Source organism: Streptomyces sp. NEAU-YJ-81 (genome assembly GCF_017592595.1).
GTDB lineage: Bacteria > Actinomycetota > Actinomycetes > Streptomycetales > Streptomycetaceae > Streptomyces > Streptomyces hygroscopicus_B.
Genome location: NZ_JAGFNO010000001.1, coordinates 256117 through 283000, shown reverse-complemented (window position 1 = coordinate 283000; position 26884 = coordinate 256117). Strand labels below are relative to the sequence as shown.

Here is a 26884-nt window from a genome sequence, read left to right as displayed (position 1 = left end):
CCTGTCCGGACCCGCTGCCGTTCGGCTGGTGAACGGCTGCCGCCCGCTAACGTCCCGCTAACGCCCCGCTGTTCACCGCTGCTCAGGCCCCCTGTGACGGTTCGCCGGAGGCCCCGCCGGGGGTCTCGCCGCGTCCGCTCCCGTCGCCCTGGGCGAAGAGCTTCACCAAGTCGCTCATGACGTAGCGGTTGGTGGCCTCCTCGTCCAGCAGATGCATCTCCGCCAGCCGCTCCAGGGAGTCCTGGATCAGCTCGGGGTCCGCCCCCGACAGCGCGGCCGCCTCGGCGGTGTTGACCTCCCGCGCGAAACCGGTGCCCAGGGCCCGCAGGAGCTGTGCGTCGTCCGCCGAGAGCCGGGCCACGGAGTTGCGCAGCGCGGCGGCCACTCCGGTGTCCTCCGCCGACAGCAACGCCAGCCTGCGGCGCTCGTCGCGCAGCGCGGTGGCCAGCCGGGCCAGCCGCCAGCGGGGCCGGGCCATCAGTTGGGCGGAGGCGGCGCGCAGCGCCAGCGGCAGCCCGTCGCACAGGGCCACCAGCTCCCGCGCGGCCTCCGGGTCCTCGGCGACCCGGGCGGGGCCCAGCAGCGCGCCCAGCAGGGCCGCCCCGTCCTCGGTGCCGAGGGCGTGCAGCCGTACGGGGCGGGCGGCGTCGGTGGCGATCAGCCCGTCCAGCCTGCTGCGGCTGGTGACCAGCGTGGCGCAGTGGGGTCCGCCGGGCAGCAGCGGGCGCACCTGGGCTGAGCTGCCCGCGTTGTCCAGCACCACCAGCAGCCTGCGGCGGGCGGCCAGCGAGCGGTACAGCGCGGACGCGGCCTCGGTCGAGGTGGGGATCTGCTCGGCCGGGGTGCCCAGGGCGAGCAGGAACTCGCGCAGCACCTCGGCGGGCACCGTCGCCTCGCCGCCGCTGAAGCCGCGCAGATCCGCGAAGAGCCGTCCGTCGGGGAAGGCGGCGGCCTGGGCATGGCCCCAGTGGACCGCCAGACCGGTCTTGCCGACCCCGGCGGGCCCGGTGAGCAGCGCGATACCGCCCTCCTGGGGGTAGCCGCCGGAGCCGCCCGCCGCGCCGCCCTGGGCCGGTTCGGCGCTGTCCCGGGTCAGCCGGGTCAGCTCGGCCAGCTCCGCACCCCGGCCGTGGAAGCCCGCCGGAGGCCGGGGGAGCAGCTCGGGTACGGGCGCGGCGGCCGATGCGGCGGCCACGGACTGCTGATGCGACGGGGCCGACGGCACCGGCTGCCCCGAGGGGCCCGGCGCTCCGGCGCTCTCGGCGCCGCCCTGCGGCCCGTCCGCCTCGGGGGCCGCACGCAGGATCTCCTGGTACGCGGCGCTCAGCCGCTGGCCCGGGTCGACGCCCAGATCGTCGTCGAGCAACTGCCGGGTGCGGTGGAACCAGGCGATCGCGTCGGACTGCCGTCCGGAGCGGTACAGCGCCAGCATCAGGGCGGCGATCAGCCCCTCGCGCAGCGGGTTGGCGACGGCGGCGGGGTGCAGGGCGCGCACCGCCTCCTCATGCTCGCCCAGCGCCTTGTGCGCCCGGGCCAGGGCCTCCACGGCGCTCAGCCGGCGCTCCTCCAGGGCGTGCGCCGCCGCCGCGAACGGCGGGCTGGCCACGGTCCCGGTGAGCGCCGGGCCGCGCCACAGGCCGAGCGCCTGGCGGAGCAGCCGGACGGCCTCGCCGGGGGCGGACTCCGGGCTGGCCTGGGCGGTCAGCTGGTCGAAGCGCTGGGTGTCGATCAGCGCCTCGGGGATGCGCAGCAGATAGGCGGAGCTGTGGGTGGCCAGCTCGACACCGTGGTCCTCGGCGCCGCCCTCGGCCAGCGCGGCGCGGAGCCGGGAGACATGGCCCTGGATGACGGTCCGGGCGTGGGCTGGCGGCTCGTCCTCCCACAGGCTGGTTATCAACTGCTCCACGGACACCGTCGCATTGGGCCGCAGCAGCAGCATCGCGAGCACGCTGCGCCGTTTGGCGGGCCCCAGCGGAAGCTCGATGGGCGCTGCCGGCGGTCCCGCGATGACGGTCACCGGTCCCAGCACGGAGAAGTCCAACTCAGCCCTCCAGAAAGGCTTGCAGTGCCTTGGCCAGCAGCCGCGGGTCCTGCACTCCGCACAGTTCCCGTGCCGAGTGCATGGACAGGATCGCGATGCCGATGTCGACGGTGGCGATGCCGTGCCGGGCGGCGGTGATCGGACCGATCGTGGTGCCGCACGGCATCGAGTTATGGGAGACGAAGCTCTGCCAGGGCACCCCGGCGCGCTCGCAGGCGGCGGCGAAGACGGCCCGCCCGGCGCCGTCGGTGGCGTATCTCTGGTTGACGTTCACCTTGAGGATCGGGCCGCCGTTGGGCCGTGGGTGGTGGCCCGGCTCATGGCGCTCGGCGTAGTTGGGGTGAACGGCGTGGCCGGTGTCGGAGGACAGGCAGACGGTGCCCGCGAAGGCGCGGGCCCGGTCCTCGTACGCGCCGCCGCGGGCGAAGACCGAGCGCTCCAGCACCGTGCCGAGCAGCGGGCCGTCGGCGCCGGTGTCGGACTGGCTGCCGTTCTCCTCGTGGTCGAAGGCGGCCAGTACGGGGATGTACGGCAGCTCCGGGCGGGCGGCGGCGATGAGCGCGGCCGTACCGGCGTGCACGGAGACAAGGTTGTCCATCCGGGGCCCGGCGAGCAGCTCGCGGTCCCGGCCGAGGTAGGCGGGCGGCTCGACGCTGTGCGTCATCAGGTCCCAGCCGGCGATCTCCTCGGCCGCGACACCGGTCTCCTCGGCGACGAAGCGGATCAGGTCGCCCTCCTCGACGCCGCCGAGCCCCCAGATGGGCGTCATATGGCGCTGCTTGTCCAGCTTGAGGCCCTCGGTGTTGACGGACCGGTCGAGGTGGACGGCGAGCTGGGGCACTCTCAGCAGCGGCCGGTCGATGGTGACGAGATGGTGTGAGCCGTCCCTGAGCGAGATCCGGCCGGAGAGCCCGAGGTCGCGGTCGAGCCAGGTGTTGAGCAGCACCCCGCCGTAGACCTCGACGGCGATCTGTCTCCAGCCGTGCGCACCGGTGTCGGGAATCGGCTTGACCCGCAAATTGGGAGAGTCGGTATGAGCACCGACAATTCGGTACGGAGTGGCGGGGTCCGCCCCCTCCGGTACGTACCAGGCGATGATCGCACCGCCTCGCAGTACGAACCGACCACCGGCCGCGCCGTCCCAGCGCGCGGTCTCCTCGACCCGCTGGAACCCGGCCTTCTCCAGCCGCTCAGCGGCGATCGCCACAGCGTGGTACGGCGATGGGCTGGCGCGGAGGAAGGACATCAGGTCATCGGTGTGGCCGCGGTCGATGCCGGGTTGTGCGCTCATGTGCTCAGCATAGATTCGCCGGGGGTGGCTCGCCCTGGTGCGGGTCGTGGCATCCATCCGTGGGGCCACGTTGATCCAATCTGATGAAAGCACGTCAGGTAAGGCGAGAATTCGGGAGAATCGGTCGATATTCCCCGTGTACCGAGCAACGCCGCACTGAGTCGTAACTCAAGGGGATACCGGATGCGCGTTCTTCGCCACCTGCTTGTCGTTCTGGGGTCGCTGCTGCTGCTGTGCGCAGGCGGACCTGCCATGGCCAAGCCTGTCACGGATTTCGCCGCGGGGCTCGCGCCCGTGGCCTCTCCGGAGCCGGCAGCCGCGCCCTCGCCCGGCCCGCGTCCGGGGAACGGCGGGGATGGTGAGGGCAAGGGCCACCCTCCCTGTCCGACCATGGACCGCATCGGGGGGACCAGCATCGCACCCAACCCGCCGCGTGAGCGCTACTACCAGGGTGACTGGCGGCTCGGCCCCGCCCAGCTCCCCCGGTACGGCGCGATCGGGCGGATGCTCGAAGGCTATGAACGGCTCGACCACTTCCGCACCTCTTCCGCGTTCCTCGACTGCTACTGGAACGAGCAGACGAGCGGCTGGTGGTTCCCCTACCCCGACGGCTGGGTTCTGCTCAACGGGTCACCGCTGCACACCACGATCAGGATGAAGGTCGGTCAGAAGGTCGATCTCTTCGGGAGCGGTTTCGGCCACTTCCTCGCCCCGGCGGGTACGCCCTACGAGGAGCGCGCGCTGCCGCCCAGCAACCTCAACACCATCGACCCGGCGTATCCGAACGGCTATCACCTCTATGAGGTCACCGAGCCCTTCCTGGTCGAGGCCGGTCCCATCCGGCCATGGTTCGGACAACCCGGCTTCGGGCTCCAGTATCTGACCGGTCCTTCGATCCCCCAGCTTGTCGCGGCGGGTAATCTGCGCGCACTCAACTGAGGGCGGATCCTGAACCGGTGGACAGAACGGAACTCGTCACAACCCTGCGCGACGAACAGGTGCCGGACGCGCTGTACGACATCCCGGGAGTGCAGGACATCCCGGTGCAGCCGGACGCCTACTACTACCTGCGCCCCGCTGCGGACGGCGGCTGGGAGACCGGGCTGAGGGAGCGCTCCCTGGACCGGGACACCAGCCGGTTCGCCACGGAGGACGAGGCGTGCCGGGATCTGCTGGCGAAGCTGAGGGCCCGCCCGCGCCCGCCGGAGGGCGGGGGCGAGTCGGTCGACGAGCTCCTCGCCCAGGGCGAGGAGCTCCGGCGGTGGGCCCGGGAGGAGGTCGAACGGGCCCTGCGGGAGCGGCCGCCCGACGAAACGCGGAACGGTGACCAGGAGCGGTGACGACGTCCGCGGGCACAGGCCAGGGGGCCGGCCGCCCCGCTGGAGGATGGGACGGTCGGCCCCCTGGACGAGGGAGGAGAGCTCTTAGAACGCGGACTCGTCCAGGTCCATGAGCCCCTTGTCGACCGACTCGGCAATCGAGCGCTGCACCGAGACGCCCGGCAGCACCTCGTGGGCGAAGAACTTCGCGGCGGCGATCTTGCCCGCGTAGAAGGACCGGTCCTTCGTGGAGGCGGTGCCCAGCTTCTCGGTGGCGACGGCCGCGCCCTTGAGGAGCAGGTAGCCGATGATCACGTCGCCGGAGGCCAGCAGCAGCCGGGTGGAGTTGAGACCGACCTTGTAGATCGAGCTGACGTCCTGCTCGGTGGCGGCCAGGTCGGTGAGCATCGCGCCGACGATCGCCTCCAGGTCCACCGCGGCCTGGGCGAGCTGGTCGCGGGCGGCTTCCAGCTCCTCGCCCCCGGCGGCCTCGGCCAGGAACTTCTTGATCTCCTCCGAGACGACGGTCAGGGCCTGGCCCTGGTCCCGGACGATCTTGCGGAAGAAGTAGTCCTGCCCCTGGATGGCGGTGGTGCCCTCGTAGAGCGTGTCGATCTTGGCGTCCCGGATGTACTGCTCCAGCGGGTACTCCTGGAGGTAGCCGGAGCCGCCGATGGTCTGCAGGGACTGCGCAAGCTGCTCGTACGCCTTCTCCGAGCCGTAGCCCTTGACGATGGGCAGCAGCAGGTCGTTGAGGCGGCTCAGGGCGGAGGCGTCCTCGTCCGCGGCCTCCTTGACCAGGATCTCGTCCTGGACGGAGGCGGTGTAGAGGACCAGCGCGCGCAGGCCCTCCGCGTACGCCTTCTGCGTCATCAGCGAGCGACGCACATCCGGGTGGTGGGTGATGGTGACGCGCGGGGCGGTCTTGTCGGTGAAGGCCGCCAGGTCCGGGCCCTGCACCCGCTCCTTGGCGTACTCCAGGGCGTTGAGGTAGCCCGTGGAGAGGGTGGCCATGGCCTTCGTGCCGACCATCATCCGGGCGAACTCGATGATCTTGAACATCTGGCGGATGCCGTCGTGCTTGTCGCCCAGCAGCCAGCCCTTGGCCGGGTGGTCGGCGCCGAAGGTCAGCTCACAGGTGTTGGAGACCCGCAGACCCATCTTGTGCTCGACGTTGGTGGCGTAGACGCCATTGCGCTCGCCGAGCTCACCGGAGTCCCAGTCGAAGTCGTACTTGGGGACGATGAACAGCGACAGCCCCTTGGTGCCGGGACCCGCGCCCTCGGGCCGGGCCAGCACGAAGTGGATGATGTTGTCGGAGAGGTCGTGCTCACCGGAGGTGATGAACCGCTTCACACCCTCGATGTGCCAGCTTCCGTCCTCCTGCTGGGCGGCCTTGGTGCGGCCCGCGCCGACGTCGGAGCCGGCGTCCGGCTCGGTCAGCACCATGGTGGAGCCCCACTGCCTGTCCACCATCAGCTGGGCGATCTTGAGCTGCTCCTCGGTGCCCTCGTCGTTCAGCACGCCCGCGAAAGCCGGGCCCGAGGCGTACATCCAGATCGGGGTGTTGGAGCCGAGGATGGTCTCGGCCGAGCCCCACAGCAGCGAGCGGGGGCAGGCCGTGCCGCCGAGCTCCTCCGGGACGCCCAGCCGCCACCACTCGGCCTCCATGTAGGCCCGGTAGCTCTTCTTGAACGACTCGGGAAGCGGCGCCGTGTGGGTCTTGGGGTCGAAGACGGGCGGGTTCCGGTCGGAGTCGGTGTAGCTTTCGGCCAGCTCGTGCTCGGAGAGCCGGGATATCTCCGCGAGCACGCTCTTGGCGGTCTCGACGTCCATCTCCGCGAACGGGCCGGTGCCGTACACCGTGTCGCGCCCGAGCACCTCGAAGAGGTTGAACTCGATGTCGCGGAGATTCGACTTGTAGTGCCCCATGGCGACGGCTCCGTAAGGGATCGGGAGGCCAGGACCTCTGCGTTGACGCGTATCGGATCAGCTGTCGCCATGATGCTACCCGTGGGTAATAAAGGGCAACCCTCAACCGGGTAACTGTGACTCAGTACGCTTCTTCGCATGTACGGCTACGACCAGAACGCGAGCGCAGGGCAGGGTTATGCCGCTCCGCCACCTCCGCCGCAACAGCAGCCGCATGCGTCACATCACGCGCAGGCGGGTGCGGGCTACGGCCAGCAGCCGCTCTACCCGGAGCCCTCGCCGCCGTCGCTCGCCGACGCGGTGCGCGCCTTCACCACCGGTTCGATGCCGGCCGAGGACTTCCAGCAGATCTTCGCGGGCTCGAAGGTCTACTGCCCGCGCGGTGACAACCCCGGCTTCCTGGCGCTGCACAACACCCAGCAGCCGGTGATCCCCATGTTCACCTCGCTCAAGGAGCTGCGGCGGTATGCGGGCAAGGAGTCCAAGTACTTCGTGATCACCGGCGCCGAGGTGATCGACCTGCTGCCCACCGGCTACGGCTTCGTCCTCGACATGGAGGGCGAGCACCGGATCGTCTTCGACGCGAAGGCGGTGGAGCAGATGGTGGACTTCGCCATGCGGCGTATGTACGGATAGGCCCCGGATAGGTCCGGATATCGCCGTTCGCCTCGCGGGGCGCTCGGGTGGAAATAAAGGCCCTCTTGCGAGTTGTTCAGCATTCAATTAAGTTGAATGGTGAACGACCGAGGAGGCCGTCATGCCCGCAGTGACCGTAGAGAACCCGCTGACCCTGCCGCGCGTCGCGGCACCCGCCGAGGCGCGACAGCGCCCCGTGCTCGCCGTCACCACCGCCCCCGGCGGTTTCGAGGGGGAGGGCTTCCCGGTGCGCCGGGCCTTCGCGGGCATCGACTACCAGCACCTCGACCCGTTCATCATGATGGACCAGATGGGTGAGGTGGATTACGCTCCGGGCGAGCCCAAGGGCACCCCCTGGCACCCCCACCGCGGCTTCGAGACCGTCACGTACATCATCGACGGGATCTTCGACCACCAGGATTCCAACGGCGGTGGCGGCACCATCACCAACGGCGACACCCAGTGGATGACGGCCGGCTCGGGGCTGCTCCACATAGAGGCGCCGCCGGAGTCGCTGGTCATGTCGGGCGGCCTCTTCCACGGTCTGCAGCTGTGGGTGAACCTCCCGGCCAGGGACAAGATGATGGCGCCGCGCTACCAGGACATCCGCGGCGGCAACGTGCAGCTGCTGACGACCCCGGACGGCGGCGCGCTGCTGCGGGTCATCGCCGGGGAGCTGGACGGCCACCAGGGTCCCGGTATCACCCACACGCCGATCACGATGATCCACGCCACGCTGGCGCCGGGTGCGGAGATCACCCTGCCGTGGCGGGAGGACTTCAACGGCCTCGCGTACGTCCTCGCGGGCCGCGGCACCGTCGGCACCGAGCGCCGCCCCGTTGAGCTGGGGCAGACGGCGGTCTTCGGCGACGGCGGCGCGCTGACCGTCCGCGCGGACGAAAAGCAGGACTCCCACACCCCGGAGCTCGAAGTCGTCCTCCTGGGCGGCCAGCCCATCCGCGAGCCGATGGCCCACTACGGCCCGTTCGTCATGAACACCCGCAAGGAGCTCCAGCAGGCGTTCGAGGACTTCCAGAAGGGGCGACTGGGCACGATCCCGGCCGTGCACGGGATGTCCGAGGGCGGACTGTAGGGCGCGCCGACGCTTCCTGTGGGTCGCTCTGACCCGGTCTTTCGGCCCGCGAACCGGCGCGGGCCGTGGGGCGGCTTACGACGGATCGGTGTGGTGGTCGTCACCGCCGTTCTCGGGCTGTTCGTCGCCCTGAACATTCATGAGCTGGGCGGCAAGATCTGCTGCGTGAGGCTCGTCATGTCCGGGGCCACCCATTCTTCGGCGATCTTGTCTCCCTCGATGCGGTAGAGCTCGATGCTGCGGAAGCTGACCGGCCGGTGCGTCGCGGCCACGCCCTGGAACATGCCCTGGTGGGTGCCACGGAAGTGGACGCGTACCGCGACCTTGTCGTGGACGCCGAACATGTCCTCGACTTCGATCCGCAGGTCGGGGAATGCTTCGAACATGGCCTGCGTGCCCTGTTTCCAGACCTCCCGTCCGTACAGCGGGTCGGGCATCCCGGGGAGGTTGGCGATGAACTTCTCCGCCAGCAGTGCTTCGCACGCGTCGACGTCGCCGCTCTGCAACCGCTGGTACGCGGTGCGCAGAAGGGCCAAGCTCTTTTCGGTCGTGGTGGTGTTCATCGGGATCCTTCCTCGGACGGCTCAGGGGCTCGGGTCGAGTACGGGGTGCTGCTCCGTGAAGTGCGGCGGTCGGCTGCCAACGGCCTGAACACGGCATGCGGCTCCCGCTGCCGGTGGCCGGTTCGCGGCCCCGGTCAGGCGGGTGTGTCGCCCTCTTCGACTCGCATGACTCCAGTGAAGTCCTTGACGCCGCGGCAAGGTCAAGCCCGCGCGGCGCCCGTTATGTTCCCCGCCGCTGGTTCAGGGCTCGACGGGCTGCCAGTGGCCGTCGTGGAAGACCATGCCGCTCTCCTTGACGAACGCGGTGACCAGGTGGACGCGGGCGTGCCGGTAGCCGGGCAGGTAGGGGATCTCTTCGGCCAGGAGCCGATAGACGACGTCGGTGTCGGGTGCGGCGAGGGCGGCGAGAAGGTTGTCGGGACCGGTCACGGCAACGGCGAGGTGGACCGGGGTGCGGGCCGTGAGCTGTTTGACGGCCTCGTGCAGGGTGGCGGGGTCGGTCTGGAGGAAGAACACCGCCTGGACTCCAGGCCGACCTGGCAGCGGCCGACGACGGTGGCGATCTCGGCCCCGCCGGTCAGCCTCAGCCGGTGAAGCCGGCGCTGTGCGGTTGCGGCCGAGGTGTGCGTGCGTGCGGCGAGCCGGGCAAGGCTCATCCGGCCGTCCGCGGCGAGGAGGCCGGGTGAAGGGCGAGGCAGGGTGCGGACCTTGGCCGCTGTCGCGTCCTGTCCGGTGCCGGCGTCCGCCCCGCCTCTCACTCGTGGGAGCCGGGCCGCTGGTCGCGGGAGGGGACGGTGCCGGTGGCGGAGTCGGGCAGGGACCAGCTCGCGAGAAGGTCCAGGGCGCGCTTGGAGGAGGAGCCGGCTTCGGCGGTGTAGACGAACAGCGCCGTGTCGGGGTCGCCGGGCAGGGTCAAGGTCTCGTACCCGACGGTCAGCTCACCGACGACGGGGTGGCGCAGGTGCTTGGAGCCGTGGGTGCGTTGGTGGACGCGGTGCTGCTCCCACCAGTGGTCGAATTCGGTGCTGCGTTCCCGCAGTTCGGCGATGAGGGCGGTGGTGGCCTGGTCGTCGGGGTCGCGGCCGGCGTCGAACCGCAGGCTCTCGACGGCGGCCCGTGCCTGGACGTCCCAGTCGACGAAGAGTGATCGGGCGTCGTCGTCGAGGAACATCCAGCGCGCGTAGTTGCGGTGCTGGGGCGTCATCCGGTCGAAGTCGGTGAAGAGCGCCTTGGCCATACGGTTGGCGGCCAGTACGTCGGTGCGGCGGCCGAGGAGGAGGGCGGGCTCGCCGTCGAGCGCCTCCAGGAGCTGGTAGAGCCCGGGGCGCACTTGCTGGACGGCGCGGGGGCGGTGCCGAACGGGCCCCGAGGCGATGCCGATGAGGTCGTGCAGATGCGCGCGGCCCGCGGCGTCGAGATCGAGGGCGCGGCCGATCGCCTCGACGACGGCGGGCGAGGGCGTGATGCGGCGGCCCTGTTCGAGGCGGGCGTAGTAGTCGGCCGACACTCCCGCCAGGATCGCGACTTCCTCACGACGCAGCCCGGGCACCCTGCGCACCCGGGCATCCGGGGGCAGACCCGCCCGAGAGGGGTCGCCCTGGCTGCGAGAGCGCTTGAGGAAGTCAGCGAGTTCACGGTTGATCTCGGCCATGGATCCAGTGTCCCCGACACCGCGCGCTCCTGACTGGGTCTGTGCGTCCTAGTCAGCCGGGTCCGCGGTCGCACAGGGCGCGAGATGGGCGCCCACGGCGCCGTGCGACGGACCACGCTGGAGTCACTGCCACGGCGGGTCCGCCACGCAACGCCACGTCCCGTCTCGTCTCGTCACCTCATGGAAAGGGATTACCCGTGAGCAAGATTCTGATCGTCATGTCCGCCGCCGACACCTGGGAGCGCACTGACGGTTCGGCCTACCCGACCGGCTACTGGGCCGAGGAGGTCGCCGCGCCCCACGAGGAGTTCGTCCGGGCCGGCCACACGGTGGACTTCGCGGCCCCCGGTGGGGTGCTGCAGCCGCTCGACCGGCACAGCGCCGACCCCGAGGTCGCCGGTGCGAACTGCGCGCACTACGTCGCACACGCCGAACAGGCTCTGCGGGAGTTCGGCCCCCTCTTGAAGCTGGCGGAGATCGACATCGAGCAGTACGCCGCCGTGGTGCTCCCCGGCGGTCACGGCCCGGTCGTCGACCTCTTCCAGGACTCCGACCTCGGCCGTCTGCTCATCGCGGCGGACGCGGCCGGCAAGCTCATCGGAGCCGTCTGCCACGGGCCGGCCGCGCTGCTGAGCGCCGTGGACGCACAGGGCGGCTGGATCTTCGCGGGGCGGGAGATGACCGCGTTCACCGACGAGGAGGAGGAGCTGTTCGGCACGGCCGAAGGCGCCCCGTGGCTGCTCGCCGCCCGACTGCGGGAGATGGGCGCGAAACACTCCCAGGGTCCGGCCTACCAGCAATACAACGTCCGCGACGGCAACCTGTTCACCGGCCAGAACCCGGCGTCCAGCGGCTCCATGGCCGTCGACATGATCACCGCTCTCGGCTGACCCCGGGCAAGCGGTGGTCGGGCATGGACCGGCCGACGCCCCCTTGTGATCACTCACCCTGAGAGAAGGGAAAACGCACCGATGGACACTCTCGCGCCTTCACAGCGTGTCGCCGAGCGTGCACACGACGTCATCGAGCAGGTGGAGAAGGGCGTCTTCATCGGCGGCCGGTGGCGCCCGGCCGAAAACGGCGGCACCTTCCCGGTGGAGGATCCCGCCAACGGCCTGCGGCTGTGCGAGGTGGCCGACGCCACACCGGCGGACGCGCTGGCCGCCCTCGATTCCGCCGCCGCCGCGCAGCGGACCTGGGCGGCGGTCCCCCCGCGCCGGCGGGGGAACATCCTGCGCCGTGCCTATGACCTGCTGATGGCGCGCAGGGAAGAGTTCGCGCTGCTGATCACGCTGGAGATGGGCAAATCACTGGCCGAATCCCGGGCCGAGGTCGCCTACGCCGCGGAGTACCTGCGCTGGTTCGGCGAGGAGGCCGTCCGGATCGACGGCACCTGGAAGGTCAGCGAGGACGGGACCGCCCGCGTCCTGGTCACCCGCCGGCCGGTGGGCCCCTGCCTGCTGATCACTCCGTGGAACGCCCCGCTGGCCATGCCCGCCCGCAAGATCGCACCGGCCGTGGCGGCCGACTGCACCATGATCGTCAAGCCGGCACCGCAGACGCCGCTCACGTCGGCGGCGCTCGCCGCGCTGCTGGCCGAGGCCGGCCTCCCCGACGGTGTCCTCAGCATCATTCCCACCACCCGGGCCGCGGCGGTCACCGAACCTCTGCTGCGCGACGGCAGGCTCCGCAAACTGTCCTTCACCGGGTCCACGCCCGTCGGCCGCCTTCTGCTCGCGCAGGCGGCCGACACGGTGCTGCGGACCTCGATGGAGCTCGGCGGCAACGCTCCGTTCATCGTCTGCCAGGACGCCGACCTCGACGCCGCGGTCGACGGAGCGATGACCGCCAAGCTCCGCAACATCGGAGAGGCGTGCATCGCCGCCAACCGCTTCCACGTCCATGCCGATGTCGCCGAGGAGTTCACCGAGAAGCTGGTCGCACGTATGAGCACGATCACCGTCGGTGCGGGCACCGACCCCGCAGCCACGCTCGGACCGCTCATCGACGAACGCCAGCGCCGCCGTGTCGCCGATCTGGTCGACGAGACCGTCGCGGCGGGCGCCCGCTTGCGCACCGGCGGTTCGCCGCCGGACGGCCACGGCTACTTCTACCCCCCGACCGTCCTCACCGGCGTCCCCGCCGACGCCCGGATCACGCGGGAGGAGATCTTCGGCCCGGTCGCGGCGATCCAGACCTTCACCAGCGACGAGGAGGCACTGCGCGACGCCAACGACACCGAATTCGGCCTCGTGAGCTACCTCTACACCAGGGACCTGAACCGGGCCCTGAGCATGGGCGAGCAGCTCGAAACCGGCATGGTCGGACTCAACCGCGGCTATGTCTCCGACCCCAGCGCCCCCTTCGGCGGCATGAAGCAGTCCGGCATCGGCCGTGAGGGCGGCAATACGGGCATCGACGAGTACCTGGAGCAGAAGTACCTCGCCATCGACATTCCGGCACCGTGGCCGCAGAGCCCCGGCGCCGACGCCAGCGCCGCGAAAGGCGTCCGATGACCGCCAGTACCGTCTTCGACTCGGTCCTCCTGCGCGACCTGTTCGCCACACCCGAGATGCGCGCGGTCTTCAGCGACCAGGCTTATCTCGAAGCCGTCGTGCGCGTCGAAGCCGCACTGGCCCAGGCGCAGGCCCGCGTCGGGATCATTCCCCAGGACGCGGCCGACACCATCGCCGCGTGCTGTGACGCCACGCGCCTCGACCGTGAACGGCTCGGGCGCGACACCGCGACCGTGGGCTATCCCATCCTCCCGATCGTCACCCAGCTCGCCGAAGAGTGCGGTGACGCCGGCGGCTACCTGCACTGGGGCGCGACCACGCAAGACATCATGGACACGGCGACCATCCTGCAGTGCGCCAAAGGGCTGGACCTGGTCGCGGGAGCACTCGACGAGCTGCGCGACACGCTCAGGCGGCTCGCCCTGAGCCATGCCGACACCGTCACCGCCGGTCGGACACACCTCCAGCACGCTCTGCCCATCACCTTCGGCTACCGGATCGCGGTATGGGTCTCCTCCCTGGACCGGCACGCCGATCGGCTCCGCGACGCACGCGAGCGTGCCTTGATGGTCCAGCTCGGCGGTGCGGCCGGCACCCTGGCCTCCCTCGGCACCGGCCCCCAGGCTCTGCGGGTACGTGCCGAACTCGCCACGGAACTCGGCCTGCGGGACCCCGACATCACCTGGCACGTCGCACGGGACGGTCTGGCCGAGATCGTCGGCATCCTCGCCGCCATCGGCGCATCGCTGGGAAAGATCGGAACCGACGTCGCCCTCATGTGTTCCACCGAGTTCGGCGAACTGGCCGAACCCTTTGTGAAGGGGCGGGGGGCCAGCTCCACCATGCCCCAAAAGCGCAACCCCATCTCCAGTGAGGTGATGGTGGCGGCGGCGAAGCTCCTGCGTGACAAGGCGTCGGCCATGCTCGACGCGATGATGCAGGATTTCGAGCGGGCCACCGGCCCCTGGCATGTCGAATGGGCCGTCATTCCCGAGGCGTTCCTGCTGCTGTCCTCCTCCCTGGCCCACGCCGTCGACGCGATGGCCGGCCCGCACATCGACACCATCCGCATGCGCGACAACCTCGATCTCACCCAGGGACTCATCCTCGCGGAAGCCGTCATGATGGCCCTCGCCCCCCACCTGGGCCGCCAGCACGCCCATGAACTCGTCTACGACGCCTGCCGCGTGGCGACGGAGACGAAAAGGCCGCTGGTCGACGAACTCCTCACGCGCCCGGAAGTCGTCGCCGCTCTCGGCGACCGCGGGATCCGTGAACTTGCCGACCCCATGGCCTACCTCGGCAGCGCCCGCGCCATGACACACGCCGTGTGCAGACCATCGAGCGCGCCCGTCTCCTGAGCCGACACCACGAACGGCCGAAAGGGACTAGGCGCCGTCGGGCGGGGACGAAGGGGCCGCGCCATCCGGCGCGGCCTCGTGCAGCTCGTACCAGATGCATTTGCCGTCGCCGCGCGGATCCACCCCCCAGTTGTCGGCGAGCATCTCCAGCAGCAGCAGCCCGCGTCCCGACGAGGCCAGCTCGCCCGGCCGCCGGCGGTGCGGCAGCTCATCGCTGCTGTCGGCGACGTCCAGCCGCAGCCGCCGGGCCCCGTGCCGCCCGCTGACCTCGGCCACCAGCAGGGCGTCCCCGTCGGTGTGCACCAGGACGTTGGTGACCATCTCGGAGAGCATCAGCACCGCCGACTCCACCTGGTCCGGGTCGGCCCAGTCGTGCAGCATGTCGCGCAGTTGCTGCCGGGTGCCCGCTATGCGCTCCGGTTCGGCCTGCGCAACCGTGACCGCCGTCCGCCGCACCGGCGCCGAACCGGGCCCGACCAGGCACACCTCCGCCTCCCGGCGGATCAGCAACAGCGCTATGTCGTCCTCGCGGCGGTCCGCGAGCGGACCGGTGGTGTGGTGGGAGGGCGGCCCGTGCACGGCCTGCACCAGGGAGTCGGCGAGGGCTTCGAGGTCGTCGGAGTCGAGGTCGTCGGAGGGCAGGGTGCCGGAGTCGTTCGTGAGGGTGGCGGGCCGCTCGAAGACCTTACGGATCCGGTCCCAGCCGGTCTCCAGATCGTGCCCGCCGGTCTCGATCAGCCCGTCGGTGCACATCAGCAGCGTCTCGCCGGGCTCCAGCACCACCCGGGTGGTCGGATAGTCGGTGTCCGGGTCGATGCCCAGCGGCAGCCCGCCCGCCGTGGGCCTGACCATCATCGTGCCGTCGGCGAGCCGGACCGCCGGGTCGGGGTGGCCCGCGCGGGCGATGTCCAGGGTGCCGGCGACCGGGTCCACCTCCATATAGAGGCAGGTCGCGAACCTCGGGTCGTACCGGCTGTCCGGGCTGTCAGCACCGTCCGGCGCCGACAGCCCGGCGAGGAAGCGGGAGGCGCGGGAGAGCACCGCGTCGGGGTGGTGCCCCTCGGAGGCGTACGCCCGGACCGCGATCCGTAGTTGCCCCATGATCCCCGCGGCGTGCACATCGTGGCCCTGCACATCGCCGATCACCAGCGCGGTACGCCCCGAGGGCAGCCCGATCACGTCGTACCAGTCGCCGCCGACCTGCAGTCCGCCGCCGGTCGGCACATAGCGCGCGGCCACCGTCAGCCCCGGGATATCGGGCTTGCTGGCGGGCAGCATCGAGCGCTGCAGCCCGTCCGCCAGCTCCCGCTCGGTCTCCTGGAGCGCGGTGCGGGACAGCGCCTGGGCCAGCATCCGCGCGATGGTGGTCAGCACCGAGCGCTCATCGGGCGAGAACGACACCGGATGGGCGAATCCGGCCATCCACGCGCCGATGGTGCGGCCCGCGACGATCAGCGGCAGAAACGCCCAGGACCGGCGCTTACGGGGCCGGCCGAGCGACCAGGCGGCCGGAAACCGGCCGCGGTACTCCTCCGGCGTGGGCAGATAGACCGCCCGGCCGGTGCGGACCACCTCGGCCGCCGGATAGTCGGTGCCCAGCGCGATGTCGTGAAAGGGGTGATCGGCGCCCGTCCGCGGCCCGTGGTGGCCGATCACCGAGATCCGCTCGCCCTGGACGCCGAAGACCGCGAGTCCCTCCGGGGAGAAGCCCGGCATGGACAGCCCCGCCGCGACCCGCAGCACCTCGGCGGTGGACATCGCCTCCGCCAGCGCCCGCCCCGCGTCCAGCAGGAACGCCTCACGGTTGCGCCGCCAGTCGCCGGTGACCGGCGGCCCCGCGGCCGAGGTGCCGGGCAGCGGGTCGGGGACCTCCTGGAGGGTGCCGAGCAGGTAGTAGCCGTCCTCGCTGCCGCCCCGCGCTATCGGCCGGGACCGGGTGCGCACGGTCCGCAGCACGGTGCCCTTCTCGTCCACGACGCGCAGCCGGGCCTCGGCCAGGGTGCCCTCGGCCACCGCGAGGTCGACGATCGCCTTGACCTCCAGCCAGTCCGCGGGGTGGAAACACGCGCGGGCGGCGGCCTCGGGAAGGGTGATGGCCTCGGCGGGCAGGCCCACCAGCCGGGCGGCTTCCGCGTCATAGCTGACGGCGCCCGAGACACTGTCCCAACGCCATAGGCCGGTCGCTATGGCGGCCAGCAGGTCCTCGGTGCGCATTGCACTACCTTATGGGGATTTGCCAACCGCTTACCAGTGAGGGTCGCGGCGCCGGTAGGCTTGGCCGGAAGTTCACGAGGGTACGCACGCCTCCCGATCAGACGACTTGGATGAATGATGCATCGGTACCGGTCGCACACCTGTGGTCAGCTCCGCGCCGCTGACGTCGACACCGACGTCCGGCTCTCCGGCTGGCTCCACAATCGACGGAACCTGGGTGGCATCCTCTTCATCGATCTCCGCGACCACTACGGCCTGGTCCAGCTCGTGGTGCGCCCCGACACCGCCGCCAACGAGGCGCTGAGCTCGATCAGCAAGGAGACCGTCGTCCGCATCGACGGCCGGGTCATCGCGCGCGGCGCGGACAACGTCAACCCCGAACTGCCCACCGGCGAGATCGAGGTCGAGGTCGCCGACGTCGAGGTGCTCGGCGCCGCCGACCCGCTGCCCTTCACCGTCTTCCCCGAGGACGGGGTCGGCGAGGAACGGCGCCTGGAGTACCGCTTCCTGGACCTGCGCCGCGAGCGTATGCACCGCAACATCATGCTGCGCTCCGCCGTCATCTCCGCCATCCGGCAGAAGATGACCGCGCAGGGGTTCAACGAGCTGGCGACTCCGATCCTGTCCGCCACCTCGCCGGAGGGCGCCCGGGACTTCCTGGTCCCCTCCCGGCTGCACGCGGGCAAGTTCTACGCGCTGCCGCAGGCCCCGCAGCAGTTCAAGCAGCTCCTGATGATCGCGGGCTTCGACCGCTACTTCCAGATCGCGCCCTGCTTCCGCGACGAGGACGCCCGCGCCGACCGCTCGCCGGGCGAGTTCTACCAGCTCGACGTCGAGATGAGCTTCGTCGAGCAGGAGGACGTCTTCGGCGTCATCGAGAAGGTGATGACCGAGCTCTTCGAGGAGTTCGGCGGCGGCCGCCATGTGACCTCGCCCTTCCCGCGGGTCCCGTTCCGCGAGGCCATGCTGAAGTACGGCTCCGACAAGCCGGATCTGCGGGCTCAGTTGGAGCTGCGGGACGTCAGCCACATCTTCGAGGGCTCCGGTTTCAAGGCGTTCGCGGACAAGCATGTGCGCGCGCTGGCCGTGCCCGACACCGCCGACCAGCCCCGGAAGTTCTTCGACCAGCTCGGCGAGTTCGCCGTCGAGCAGGGCGCCAAGGGGCTGGCCTGGGTCCGGATCGGCGAGGACTCCAAGCTGACCGGGCCGATCGCGAAGTTCCTCACCGACGAGGACGTCGAGAAGCTGATCACCGAGGTCCAGGGCAAGCCCGGCACGTCGATCTTCTTCGGTGCGGGTGAGTTCGACGAGGTCTCCAAGATCATGGGCGCGGTGCGGGTCGAGGCCGCCAAGCGGACCGGCCACTTCGAGGACGGCGTCTTCCGCTTCTGCTGGATCGTGGACTTCCCCATGTTCGAGCGGAACGAGGACACCGGGCAGATCGAGTTCTCCCACAACCCCTTCTCCATGCCGCAGGGCGGTCTGGAAGCCCTGGAGACCAAGGACCCGCTGGACATCCTGGCCTGGCAGTACGACATCGTCTGCAACGGCGTGGAGCTGTCCTCCGGCGCCATCCGGAACCACGAGCCGGACGTCATGTACAAGGCGTTCGCGATCGCGGGCTACGACCGGGAAGAGGTCGAGCGCGAGTTCGGCGGCATGCTGCGCGCGTTCCACTTCGGTGCCCCGCCGCACGGCGGTATCGCCCCCGGCGTCGACCGCATCGTGATGCTGCTGGCCGATGAGCCCAACATCCGCGAGACCATCGCCTTCCCGCTCAACGGCAACGCGCAGGACCTGCTGATGGGCGCGCCCAGCGAGGTGGACGAGGCCCGGCTGCGGGAGCTGCACCTGTCGGTGCGCAAGCCGCCGCAGGTCAAGAAGGCCGAGACCCCCGAGAAGGCAGAGAACGCGGCGAAGACGGCCACCGAGGCGGAGAAGCCCGCCGAGTAGCCGGGCCGGACGAGACCCACAGGGCGGGGGCGTGCCGAACGGCGCGCCCCCGCCCCGCGTCTGCGGATGGCCGAATGACGCGCTTCGCACAGCCATTCACAGCCGGCACCCATGGGGCTGCCAGGTTGCCTCCCTACTGTCCCGGGCCATGACCGAACAGCAGAGCAACGACGTCGACCCCCAGCGGGACCTGACGAGGCGGCGGGTCGTGGTGGCGGGCGGCGCGGCCGTCGCGGCGGCGGGCCTGGGAACGGCCATCGCCACCACCGCCTCGGCGGGCGAGACCTCCGCCACCTCCGCCACCCCCTCGGCCTCCGCCTCCTCTCCGTCCGGGGAGGTCTGTTACCGGCTCACCTCGGAGACGACCGAGGGGCCGTACTACATCGACGCGGACAAGATCAGAAAGGACATCACCGAGCACAAGGAGGGCATTCCGATGACCCTCCGCCTCAAAGTGATCGACTCCGAGAGCTGTAAACCGGTGGCGAAGGCCGCCGTCGACATCTGGCACTGCGACGCGCTGGGGCTCTACTCGGGGTATGAGAGCTCGAGCAGCGGCGGAGGCGGCACCCCGCCCACCGGCACCCCGCCGACCGGGACGCCGCCCACCGACGCCCCGACGGGCGCTCCGACCGGTGGCCCGCCCGGCGGCGGCCACCAGGAGCCGACCGACGACAAGCGGTATCTGCGCGGCACCCAGCTCACCGACCGGCACGGCTTCGTCGAGTTCACCACGGTCTTCCCCGGCTGGTACCGGGGCCGCTGTGTGCACATCCACACCAAGGTGCACGTCGGCGGCAAGCTCACGGACGCCGGTTACGAGGGCGGCCACACCTGCCACACCGGTCAGCTCTTCTTCGCCGAGGAGGCGGTGCTCGCCTCGGCCGAGGTGGCCCCGTACAACACCAGCACCACCGAGCGCACCACCCTCGACGAGGACGGGATCTACCCCGGCAATGGCGCGCAGGGCGGTCTGCTGAACCTCAAGTACCGCAAGGGAAAGATCGAGAAGGGCGTCACCGGAAGCCTCACGCTGGGGGTCGACCCCGACGCGACCCACGAGGGCACGGACCTCTGAAGCCCTGGGTGAGGTGAAGCCCTGAGGTGAGGTGAGGTGAAGCCCTGGGGCGTCCTCGGTCACAGCCTCCGGTCCACGCCGCACGGTGCGCCACGGTCCGCGCGGGCGGCCCGGTGCACGGCGCGCAACAGCCGCTTCGGCGTGGTCCGGTGCTGCCATAAGACGGCTTGCACGCCGTACTCCATCACCGCCATCAGCTCCGTCTCACGGAGCTCGCCCGCGATCAGCACCACCCGCTGCCGACCGCCCCGCACCAGGCGGCGCAGCTCCGCCCCGGCGCGGTCGTCGAGGCGCTCGGCGAGCATGACGGCGACGGCGCCGCGGGGTTCGTCGCCGGGCGGGCATGGCCGGTCGACCAGCTCGACGCTGGGTTGATGCTGCAGATGACGCACGACCCCGGCCCGGCTGAGCGGGTCGGGGCCGTGGACCGTCACCGTGACACGTGCGTCCGGCACTGCTTCCTCGACTCCCCGGTGGTTATGGACTCCACAGGGTCACCGAGGGGACTAAACGAACGGTTGCCGCGCGATCAACACGCGCATGAGCGGCTATCCGGCGCCGCTCGCCGACCTGCTACGCGGCGCCGTTCCCGTTCTGCTCCGCGCCCCCGAAGCGCTCCCGGAAGGACTCCAGGTCCTCCTCGGTGATCTTCGCGAAGAGCACCGGGGGAACGGTGAAGGCCGTGCCCGCCGGAACCGACGCCAGCGCCTTCGCCTCCTCCTGGCCGACCCAGACCGCGGTGTCCTCGCTCAGCGCGAACGCCGACCGCATGGCCCGCGCCGAGGCCGGGATGAACGGCTCGGAGACGATCGCGTAGAGGTGGATGAGGTTCATCGCCGTACGCAGGGTGAGGGCCGCGGCCTCCTGGTCGGTCTTGATCTCCAGCCAGGGGGCCTTCTCCTCCAGGTAGGAGTTGCCCGCGCTCCACAGGGCGCGCAGCGCCGCCGCGGCCTTGCGGAACTGGAGCGTGTCCATGTGCTCCTCGTACTCCGCCAGCAGCCGCGCGATCTCCACGCCCAGCCGCTCCTCCGCCTCCCCGGCGGCCTTCCCGGCCGGGACCTCGTCGCCGAACCGCTTACGGGAGAAGGACAGCACGCGGTTGACGAAGTTGCCGAGGGTGTCGGCCAGGTCCTTGTTGACGGTGGCGGTGAAGTGCTCCCAGGTGAAGGAGGTGTCGTCGGACTCCGGGGCGTTCGCCATCAGGAAGTAGCGCCAGTAGTCGGCGGGCAGCACCTCGAGCGCGGCGTCGGTGAACACCCCGCGCTTCTGGGAGGTGGAGAACTTCCCGCCGTAGTACGTCAGCCAGTTGAACGCCTTGACGTAGTCGACCTTCTTCCAGGCGTCCCGGGTGCCGAGGAGGGTGGCCGGGAACATCACGGTGTGGAACGGGACGTTGTCCTTCGCCATGAACTCGGTGTAGCGGACCGCCTCGTCCACGTCGTACCACCACGACTTCCAGTCGCGGTTCGCCGGGTCGAGGTCTGCCCACTCCTTGGTAGCCCCGATGTACTCGATCGGCGCGTCGAACCAGACGTAGAAGACCTTGCCCTCGGCCGCCAGCTCCGGCCAGGTGTCGGCCGGCACCGGCACGCCCCAGTCCAGGTCGCGGGTGATCGCCCGGTCCTGCAGCCCCTCGTTCAGCCACTTGCGGGCGATCGAGGAGGCCAGCGTCGGCCAGTCCTTGCCGCGCTCGTCGACCCAGGCGGCGACCTCCTCCGCCAGCTTGGACTGGAGGAGGAAGAGGTGCTTGGTCTCCCGGACCTCCAGATCGCTGCTGCCGCTGATCGCGGAGCGGGCGTCGATCAGGTCGGTCGGGTCGAGCACGCGGGTGCAGTTCTCGCACTGGTCGCCGCGGGCCTTGTCGTAGCCGCAGTGCGGGCAGGTGCCCTCGATATAGCGGTCGGGGAGGAAGCGGCCGTCGGCGTTGGAGTACACCTGGCGGATCGAGCGCTCCTCGATGAAGCCGTTCGCCTTGAGCTCACGCGCGATCGTCTGGGTGATCTGCACGTTCTGCGCGGAGGAGCTGCGGCCGAAGTAGTCGAAGGCGAGCCCGAAGCCGTCGTAGATCGCCTTCTGCGCCTCGTGCTGCTGGGCGCAGAACTCGTCGACCGGCAGCCCGGCCTCCTTGGCGGCCAGCTCGGCCGGGGTGCCGTGCTCGTCGGTGGCGCAGATGTAGAGGACGTCATGGCCGCGCTGGCGCATATAGCGGGAGTAGACGTCGGCCGGGAGCATGGACCCCACCATGTTGCCCAGGTGCTTGATCCCGTTGATGTAGGGAAGGGCGCTGGTGATGAGGTGTCGAGCCATTGCAGGCTGCTCCCGAGTCGATACGGTAAGTGACTTCTGGCCCTGCTGAGCCGCCCATATCGTATCCGAGTGACGGGGGCCACCCGCGCGGCGTTTTTTCCGCGACGGATGGCCCCCGGTGTGGTGCTCGGCGTGGTTCCTGGTGGGTTGCCGGGTGTGGTGCGCCCCCTGGTCAGCCCTGCGTACGGGCGGCCAGCCAGCCCGGGAACTTCTTCAGGATCTCCCGGTACAACTCGGCGTCGGCGACGGTACGCGGGTCGAGCCCGGCGTGGAAGAAGCCGGTGTTGTCGACCGCCCGCTTCTCCGGGACGGCGAGGGCGGGCGCGGTGTCCAGCTTCCGGAGGAAGTCGAACCCCTTCGCCTCCGGGTCCCCGAACGCCAGGAACTCCCAGAACAGCGGCAGCCCCGCCGCCTCGCACAGCGCCTTCTCGGCGGCGGTCTTGGCGGTGGGCGCGCCGTCCGTCTGGAAGATCACGAACGCGGGGTCGGTGGTGCCGGACGCCTTGTAGTGCTCGATGACCGCGTTGACGGCGGTGTGGTAGTTCGTCCGCCCCATGTGGCCGAGCGAGCCGTGGAGCTCCTCGATGCGGCCGGTGTGCTGGTCCAGCTCGAGGTCGGCGGTGCCGTCGATGTCGGTGGAGAAGAACACGACGGGCACGGTGCCGGTGGCGTCGAACTGCGCGGACAGGGCGAGCGCCTGCTCGGCGAGGTGCGACACGGTGCCGTCCTTGAAGTACCCCCGCATCGACCCGGACCGGTCCAGCACGAGGTAGACGACCGCCCGCTGCCCGGCCAGCCCATGCGCCTGGATGGCCTCCCCCGCGGCGGCGAAGGCCCCGACCAGCCCGGGCGCCCGCGATTCGAGGTCGGCGGGCGTGATGGCGGATGCGGTGGCGGTGGTGGGTGCGTCGGCCTTGGCGGCGGTGGGGGCGGCGGCAGCGACCGCCACCGGCTCGGGGTCGACCGCGGGGGCGGCCTCGGGCGCGGGGGCGGTCTCCGCTTCGGCGGGCTTGTCATCGGCCTTGGCCGCGGGGCTGGCCTCGGGCTCGGGGGCGGTCTCCGCTTCGGCGGACTCGTCATCGGCCTTGGCTGCGGGGGCGGCCTCGGACTCGGTCTCCGCCTCGGCGGGCTTGTCATCGGTCTCGACCGCCGGGGCGGCCTCGCCGTCAGCCTCTGCTGCCGCCTCGGCTTCGGCCTTGGGCTCGGCATCGGCACTCGCCGCCGCCGGAGCCGCCGCGGCATCGCCGTCGTCCGCGGGCTCGGCCTCCGCCGTGGCCTCCGGTTCGGCTTCCGCCTTGGCCTCGGCCTCTGCCGCAGCGGGCTTGTCGTCGCTCGTGGCCGCGGGCATGGCCTCGTCGCCAGCCTCTGCCGCTGCCTTCCCCTCGGGCGCGGCGGTCTCTGCGGCCGCCTCGGGCGCCGCGGCGGTTGCCGTCTCCGCCGTGGCGGTCTCCGGCGCGGGGTCCTCCGCAACCTCGGCCTCGGGCGTGGTGTCGGCCTCCGCCGAGGATGCGTCGGCGGCTTCCGTCACCGGCTCGGCCGTCTCCGTCACCGGCTCGGCCGTCTCCGTCACCGGCTCGGCCGTCTCCGTCACCGGCTCGGCCGTCTCCGTCACCGGCTCGGTGGTCTCCGGCGCCGGGTCGGTCGCGGGCTCAGGCTCGGCCTCCGCCACGGCCTTGGCCGTGGTCTCGGCAGGCTCGTTGTCGGTCTCGGTGGCCGGGACGGCCTCGTCGTCAGCCTTTACGGCCGCCTCGGTCTCGGTCTCGACCTCGGCGGCAGCCTTGGGCTCGTCTGCGTTTGCCTCGGGCGTCGTGGCGGACTCCGCCTTCGCCTCAGGTTCCGCTGCGGCCTCGGTTGCTTCCGTCTTGTCCTCGGCCTCGGCCGCCGGTTCGGGCGTCGGCTCGGGTTCGGCGTCGGCCGCGGGGGTGGTGGGGGACGTGGCGTCGGCACCGTCCGCAGGCGTGGGCTGGGCTTCAACGTCCGGCTCGGGCGTGGCCTTTGCCTCGGCCTCGGCGGCGGGCTTGGGCTCGTCCGCCTCTGCCTTCGCCTCAGCGGTGTCCGTCTCCTTCGCGTCGGCCGCTGCCGCTGCCTCAACCGGTGCGTCGTCGCCGGAGGTTGTCGTGTCCTCGGGCGCGGGGGACTTCAGGATCTCGTCGAGGGACTTCAGCGGAGCCGACAGGGCCGGGTCGTGCGCGGATTCGTCGTCGGGGGAGTCCGGGGCCGGTGCCATGTCCGCGGTCGGCTCAGGCTTCGGCTCAGCCTTCGGCTCGGGCTCGGCCTCTACCTCGGCCTCCACCTCGGCCTTCGGCTCGACGCCGGACTCGGCCTTCGGCTCGACGTCCGACGCAGCCTCGGACTCGGCCTTCTCGTCTGCCGTCGGCTCCGCCGACTGGCGCTCCGCCGACTTCGGCTCCGGCTCGGCCGACTGGGGGTCCGGGACAACCTCCGCCTCCGGCGCGGCAGAAGCTTCGTCCACCCCCGTGGTTCGGGAGCGGCCGAAAACTTTGCGCAGTAGGTCCCGTATGCCCATGGGAGATACCTCTCACGTGTCGAGTGCGGTGCATGGCGGTGCATGACCGTGGTGCCGAAAGGCTAGCGGGCCGCCCGGCGGCCCTCTTCCGCCGATTCCGCTCGCGCTTCGTTCACCTCTGGTTCAGGCGTTCGTCGCCACCGTGCGGTTCTACGCCCATAGCTTCGCCGCCAAAGGATCCCGACGTCATGTCGGCCCGGACCGCGTCGGCGTACTGCCCATGCGGGGCCCTTCGAAGCTCATACGTGACACCCTTACGGAGGGGAAGACGTGCGCAACCTCCTGCCGCTCATCAGCTCGCACCCGGGCGGTCGTTCCGCGCTGACGTGCCGGTACCGCTGTGGCGACGCCTGCTTTCACGAGACGCCGAACACCTCTGACAACGCCTACGTGGGCGACGTTGTCGCCGCTGCCGCCTCGCGCCGTTCCCTTCTGCGGGCCGGTGCGGTGATGACCGTGGCGGCCGCGACCGGAGCCGTGGCGATCGAGCGGGCGCCGCAGGCATCCGCCGCGTCGGGCGACGCGGCCGCCACCGCCGGTGCCGCCGCCGAGGCGAAGCACGACAAGGCCGCCCGCGGCCTCCGCTTCTCGCCGGTGGCCCCCAACACCGAGGACACCGTGGTCGCCGCCGAGGGCCACGACCAGAACGTGGTGCTCCGCTGGGGTGACCCGATCCTGCGCGGTGCGCCCGCGTTCGACCCGGCCAAGCAGAGCGCCAAGGCCCAGGCGGGCCAGTTCGGTTACAACAATGACTACATGGCGGTGCTGGACGTCCCCGGCGAGCGCGACCATCAGCTGCTCGTGGTCAACCATGAGTACACCGACGAGGTGCTGATGTTCGCCGGGTACGACCCGGAGAACCCCACCCGCGAGCAGGCCGAGATCGGCTGGGCCGCGCACGGGCTGTCCGTGGTCGTGACGGCCGAGGAGCGCCGGCTGGGCCGGCTCACCGCCGTGCCCCGCCACCACCTCAACCGCCGTATCACCGCGACCACTCCGTTCGAGGTCACCGGCCCGGCGGCGGGCAGCGAGCTGCTGCGCACCTCCGCCGACCGGTCGGGCAAGCGCATCCTCGGCACGCTGAACAACTGCGGTGGCGGCATCACGCCGTGGGGCACGGTGCTCTCCGGCGAGGAGAACTTCAACCAGTACTTCGCCAACCCCGACAAGGTCACCGACCCGGCCGTCAAGGCGGGCCTGAAGCGCTACGGCTTCGAGGACGGCGCCTCCGAGCGCAAGTGGGAGCGTTTCGACGACCGCTTCGACCTCGCCAAGGAGCCCAACGAGGCGCACCGCTTCGGCTGGGTCATCGAGGTCGACCCGTTCGACCCCGACTCCACCCCGCGCAAGCTGACCGCGCTGGGCCGCTTCAAGCACGAGGCCGCCGAGCCCCGGCTGACCACCGACGGCCGTCCGGTCCTCTACATGGGCGACGACGAGAAGTTCGACTACTTCTACAAGTTCGTCTCCGCCAAACGGATGATGAAGGGCAACAGCCGCATCGCCCGCGAGCACAACCGCACGCTGCTGGACGAGGGCACGCTGTACGTCGCCAAGTTCACCGGCGACAGCCCGTCCGCCGAGATCGACGGCACCGGAAAGCTGCCCAAGGACGGCGAGTTCGACGGCGGCGGTGAGTGGATCGCGCTGGCCTGCGGCGACCGCTCCTTCGTGGAGGGGATGACCGCCGAGGAGGTGTACGTCTTCACGCGCCTGGCCGCCGACAAGGCCGGTGCGACGAAGATGGACCGCCCCGAGGACGTCGAGCCGAGCCCGCGCACCGGTCGCGTGTACATCGCGCTGACCAACAACACGGACCGCGGCAAGGAGGGCAAGGCCGCCGTCGACGAGGCCAACCCGCGCAACGCCAACAAGCACGGCCAGATCCTGGAGCTGACCGAGCGCTGGAACAACCCGGGCTCCACCCGCTTCAATTGGCGGCTGTTCCTGGTCTGCGGCGACCCCGAGGACCCGAGCACCTACTTCGGCGGCTTCCCCAAGGACCAGGTCAGCCCGATCTCCTGCCCGGACAACATCACCTTCGACGTGCACGGCAATCTGTGGATCTCCACGGACGGCAACGCGCTCGGCAACCACGACGGGCTGTTCGGTGTGGCGACGGCGGGCAGCCGCCGCGGCCAGGTCAAGCAGTTCCTGACCGTGCCGAACGGCGCCGAGACCTGCGGCCCGATCGTGCAGGAGCGGCGCGTGCTGGTGGCCGTGCAGCACCCGGGCGAGCTCGACGGCGCGAGCGTGGAGAAGCCCGCGTCCACCTGGCCCGACGGCCCGGGCAAGCTGACCCGGCCGTCCGTGGTCAGCGTCTGGCGGCGCGACGGCGGCGACATCGGCGCCTGACCCGCAAACGCGGCAGCGCCGGCCGCGCGGCGATCGGCCCCTGGTGT

At 70.9% G+C, this 26884-nt stretch carries 21 protein-coding genes; 10 read left to right on the top strand and 11 right to left on the bottom strand.

Annotated elements, in window-relative coordinates:
- Positions 1-82 precede the first annotated feature (82 nt).
- Together J5X86_RS01255 and J5X86_RS01250 are read right to left on the bottom strand one after the other, a co-directional pair.
- Positions 83-2041 carry a BTAD domain-containing putative transcriptional regulator gene (locus J5X86_RS01255; protein ID WP_208514986.1) on the bottom strand — a complete coding sequence of 653 codons (1959 nt, stop codon included), beginning with the start codon at positions 2039-2041 and terminating at the stop codon, positions 83-85.
- A 1-nt stretch (position 2042) separates the two neighbouring features.
- Entirely contained in the window at positions 2043-3332 is a 1290-nt protein-coding gene (locus tag J5X86_RS01250) for a M18 family aminopeptidase (protein ID WP_208514985.1), read from the bottom strand.
- Between the two features lie 390 nt (positions 3333-3722).
- Between J5X86_RS01250 and J5X86_RS01245 the strand changes: the two genes are divergently transcribed.
- Both J5X86_RS01245 and J5X86_RS01240 read left to right on the top strand, forming a co-directional pair.
- A complete protein-coding gene (locus J5X86_RS01245) occupies positions 3723-4271 on the top strand; it encodes a TNT domain-containing protein (protein WP_243979187.1) in 549 nt (182 codons plus the stop codon).
- Positions 4272-4288: 17 nt separating this feature from the next.
- Positions 4289-4672, top strand: a complete 384-nt coding sequence (locus J5X86_RS01240; protein ID WP_208514984.1) for a hypothetical protein — start codon at positions 4289-4291, stop codon at positions 4670-4672.
- Between the two features lie 84 nt (positions 4673-4756).
- Here J5X86_RS01240 and J5X86_RS01235 read toward each other — a convergent pair whose 3' ends face one another.
- Positions 4757-6583 carry an acyl-CoA dehydrogenase gene (locus J5X86_RS01235; protein WP_208514983.1) on the bottom strand — a complete coding sequence of 609 codons (1827 nt, stop codon included), beginning with the start codon at positions 6581-6583 and terminating at the stop codon, positions 4757-4759.
- A 138-nt stretch (positions 6584-6721) separates the two neighbouring features.
- On the opposite strand from J5X86_RS01235, the gene J5X86_RS01230 reads away from it, so the two are divergent.
- Positions 6722-7219: an SseB family protein gene (locus J5X86_RS01230; RefSeq protein WP_014053638.1), complete on the top strand. Its 498-nt coding sequence runs from the start codon at positions 6722-6724 to the stop codon at positions 7217-7219.
- Between the two features lie 121 nt (positions 7220-7340).
- Complete coding sequence (locus J5X86_RS01225) at positions 7341-8312, top strand: pirin family protein (RefSeq protein WP_208514982.1); 972 nt, start codon at positions 7341-7343, stop codon at positions 8310-8312.
- A gap of 137 nt (positions 8313-8449) precedes the next feature.
- On the opposite strand, the gene J5X86_RS01220 is transcribed toward J5X86_RS01225, so the two are convergent.
- The 4 genes from J5X86_RS01220 to J5X86_RS01205 form a co-directional block, all read right to left on the bottom strand.
- A complete protein-coding gene (locus tag J5X86_RS01220) occupies positions 8450-8875 on the bottom strand; it encodes an ester cyclase (protein ID WP_208514981.1) in 426 nt (141 codons plus the stop codon).
- Positions 8876-9115: 240 nt separating this feature from the next.
- Entirely contained in the window at positions 9116-9391 is a 276-nt protein-coding gene (locus tag J5X86_RS01215) for an Lrp/AsnC ligand binding domain-containing protein (RefSeq protein WP_208515688.1), read from the bottom strand.
- Positions 9301-9633 (bottom strand): AsnC family protein, encoded by a 333-nt coding sequence (locus J5X86_RS52770; RefSeq protein WP_208514980.1) that lies wholly within the window; start codon positions 9631-9633, stop codon positions 9301-9303. Before J5X86_RS52770 ends, J5X86_RS01215 begins: the two co-directional genes overlap by 91 nt.
- On the bottom strand, positions 9630-10526 hold the full coding sequence (locus J5X86_RS01205) for a helix-turn-helix transcriptional regulator (RefSeq protein WP_208514979.1): 897 nt from the start codon (positions 10524-10526) through the stop codon (positions 9630-9632). Before J5X86_RS01205 ends, J5X86_RS52770 begins: the two co-directional genes overlap by 4 nt.
- A gap of 197 nt (positions 10527-10723) precedes the next feature.
- On the opposite strand from J5X86_RS01205, the gene J5X86_RS01200 reads away from it, so the two are divergent.
- From J5X86_RS01200 to J5X86_RS01190, 3 genes are all read left to right on the top strand, one after another.
- Positions 10724-11416 carry a type 1 glutamine amidotransferase domain-containing protein gene (locus J5X86_RS01200; protein ID WP_208514978.1) on the top strand — a complete coding sequence of 231 codons (693 nt, stop codon included), beginning with the start codon at positions 10724-10726 and terminating at the stop codon, positions 11414-11416.
- An 81-nt stretch (positions 11417-11497) separates the two neighbouring features.
- Positions 11498-13042 carry an NAD-dependent succinate-semialdehyde dehydrogenase gene (locus J5X86_RS01195; RefSeq protein ID WP_208514977.1) on the top strand — a complete coding sequence of 515 codons (1545 nt, stop codon included), beginning with the start codon at positions 11498-11500 and terminating at the stop codon, positions 13040-13042.
- Positions 13039-14403: an adenylosuccinate lyase family protein gene (locus J5X86_RS01190; RefSeq protein ID WP_208514976.1), complete on the top strand. Its 1365-nt coding sequence runs from the start codon at positions 13039-13041 to the stop codon at positions 14401-14403. The genes J5X86_RS01195 and J5X86_RS01190 overlap by 4 nt, the downstream gene beginning before the upstream one ends.
- A 27-nt stretch (positions 14404-14430) precedes the next feature.
- On the opposite strand, the gene J5X86_RS01185 is transcribed toward J5X86_RS01190, so the two are convergent.
- Positions 14431-16617, bottom strand: a complete 2187-nt coding sequence (locus J5X86_RS01185) for a SpoIIE family protein phosphatase (protein ID WP_208514975.1) — start codon at positions 16615-16617, stop codon at positions 14431-14433.
- A 117-nt stretch (positions 16618-16734) separates the two neighbouring features.
- On the opposite strand from J5X86_RS01185, the gene aspS reads away from it, so the two are divergent.
- Positions 16735-18570: an aspartate--tRNA ligase gene (gene aspS, locus J5X86_RS01180; RefSeq protein ID WP_208514974.1), complete on the top strand. Its 1836-nt coding sequence runs from the start codon at positions 16735-16737 to the stop codon at positions 18568-18570.
- 148 nt (positions 18571-18718) lie between these two features.
- Positions 18719-19648, top strand: a complete 930-nt coding sequence (locus tag J5X86_RS01175) for an intradiol ring-cleavage dioxygenase (RefSeq protein WP_208514973.1) — start codon at positions 18719-18721, stop codon at positions 19646-19648.
- A 59-nt stretch (positions 19649-19707) separates the two neighbouring features.
- On the opposite strand, the gene J5X86_RS01170 is transcribed toward J5X86_RS01175, so the two are convergent.
- From J5X86_RS01170 to J5X86_RS01160, 3 genes are all read right to left on the bottom strand, one after another.
- On the bottom strand, positions 19708-20103 hold the full coding sequence (locus J5X86_RS01170; protein WP_208514972.1) for a DNA-binding response regulator: 396 nt from the start codon (positions 20101-20103) through the stop codon (positions 19708-19710).
- 118 nt (positions 20104-20221) lie between these two features.
- Positions 20222-21955 (bottom strand): methionine--tRNA ligase, encoded by a 1734-nt coding sequence (gene metG, locus J5X86_RS01165; RefSeq protein WP_208514971.1) that lies wholly within the window; start codon positions 21953-21955, stop codon positions 20222-20224.
- 172 nt (positions 21956-22127) lie between these two features.
- A complete protein-coding gene (locus J5X86_RS01160) occupies positions 22128-24482 on the bottom strand; it encodes a VWA domain-containing protein (RefSeq protein WP_243979186.1) in 2355 nt (784 codons plus the stop codon).
- 270 nt (positions 24483-24752) lie between these two features.
- Between J5X86_RS01160 and J5X86_RS01155 the strand changes: the two genes are divergently transcribed.
- Positions 24753-26837, top strand: coding sequence for a PhoX family phosphatase (locus J5X86_RS01155; protein WP_208514970.1), 2085 nt, complete (start codon positions 24753-24755; stop codon positions 26835-26837).
- Positions 26838-26884: the final 47 nt, after the last annotated feature.

Coding starts and splice junctions, on each gene's coding strand:
- J5X86_RS01250 (WP_208514985.1), bottom strand. CDS start 3,332: ATGAGCGCACAACCCGGCATCGACCGCGGCCACACCGATGACCTGATG.
- J5X86_RS01245 (WP_243979187.1), top strand. CDS start 3,723: ATGGACCGCATCGGGGGGACCAGCATCGCACCCAACCCGCCGCGTGAG.
- J5X86_RS01235 (WP_208514983.1), bottom strand. CDS start 6,583: ATGGGGCACTACAAGTCGAATCTCCGCGACATCGAGTTCAACCTCTTC.
- J5X86_RS01230 (WP_014053638.1), top strand. CDS start 6,722: ATGTACGGCTACGACCAGAACGCGAGCGCAGGGCAGGGTTATGCCGCT.
- J5X86_RS01225 (WP_208514982.1), top strand. CDS start 7,341: ATGCCCGCAGTGACCGTAGAGAACCCGCTGACCCTGCCGCGCGTCGCG.
- J5X86_RS01220 (WP_208514981.1), bottom strand. CDS start 8,875: ATGAACACCACCACGACCGAAAAGAGCTTGGCCCTTCTGCGCACCGCG.
- J5X86_RS01205 (WP_208514979.1), bottom strand. CDS start 10,526: ATGGCCGAGATCAACCGTGAACTCGCTGACTTCCTCAAGCGCTCTCGC.
- J5X86_RS01195 (WP_208514977.1), top strand. CDS start 11,498: ATGGACACTCTCGCGCCTTCACAGCGTGTCGCCGAGCGTGCACACGAC.
- J5X86_RS01190 (WP_208514976.1), top strand. CDS start 13,039: ATGACCGCCAGTACCGTCTTCGACTCGGTCCTCCTGCGCGACCTGTTC.
- J5X86_RS01185 (WP_208514975.1), bottom strand. CDS start 16,617: ATGCGCACCGAGGACCTGCTGGCCGCCATAGCGACCGGCCTATGGCGT.
- aspS (WP_208514974.1), top strand. CDS start 16,735: ATGCATCGGTACCGGTCGCACACCTGTGGTCAGCTCCGCGCCGCTGAC.
- J5X86_RS01175 (WP_208514973.1), top strand. CDS start 18,719: ATGACCGAACAGCAGAGCAACGACGTCGACCCCCAGCGGGACCTGACG.
- metG (WP_208514971.1), bottom strand. CDS start 21,955: ATGGCTCGACACCTCATCACCAGCGCCCTTCCCTACATCAACGGGATC.
- J5X86_RS01160 (WP_243979186.1), bottom strand. CDS start 24,482: ATGGGCATACGGGACCTACTGCGCAAAGTTTTCGGCCGCTCCCGAACC.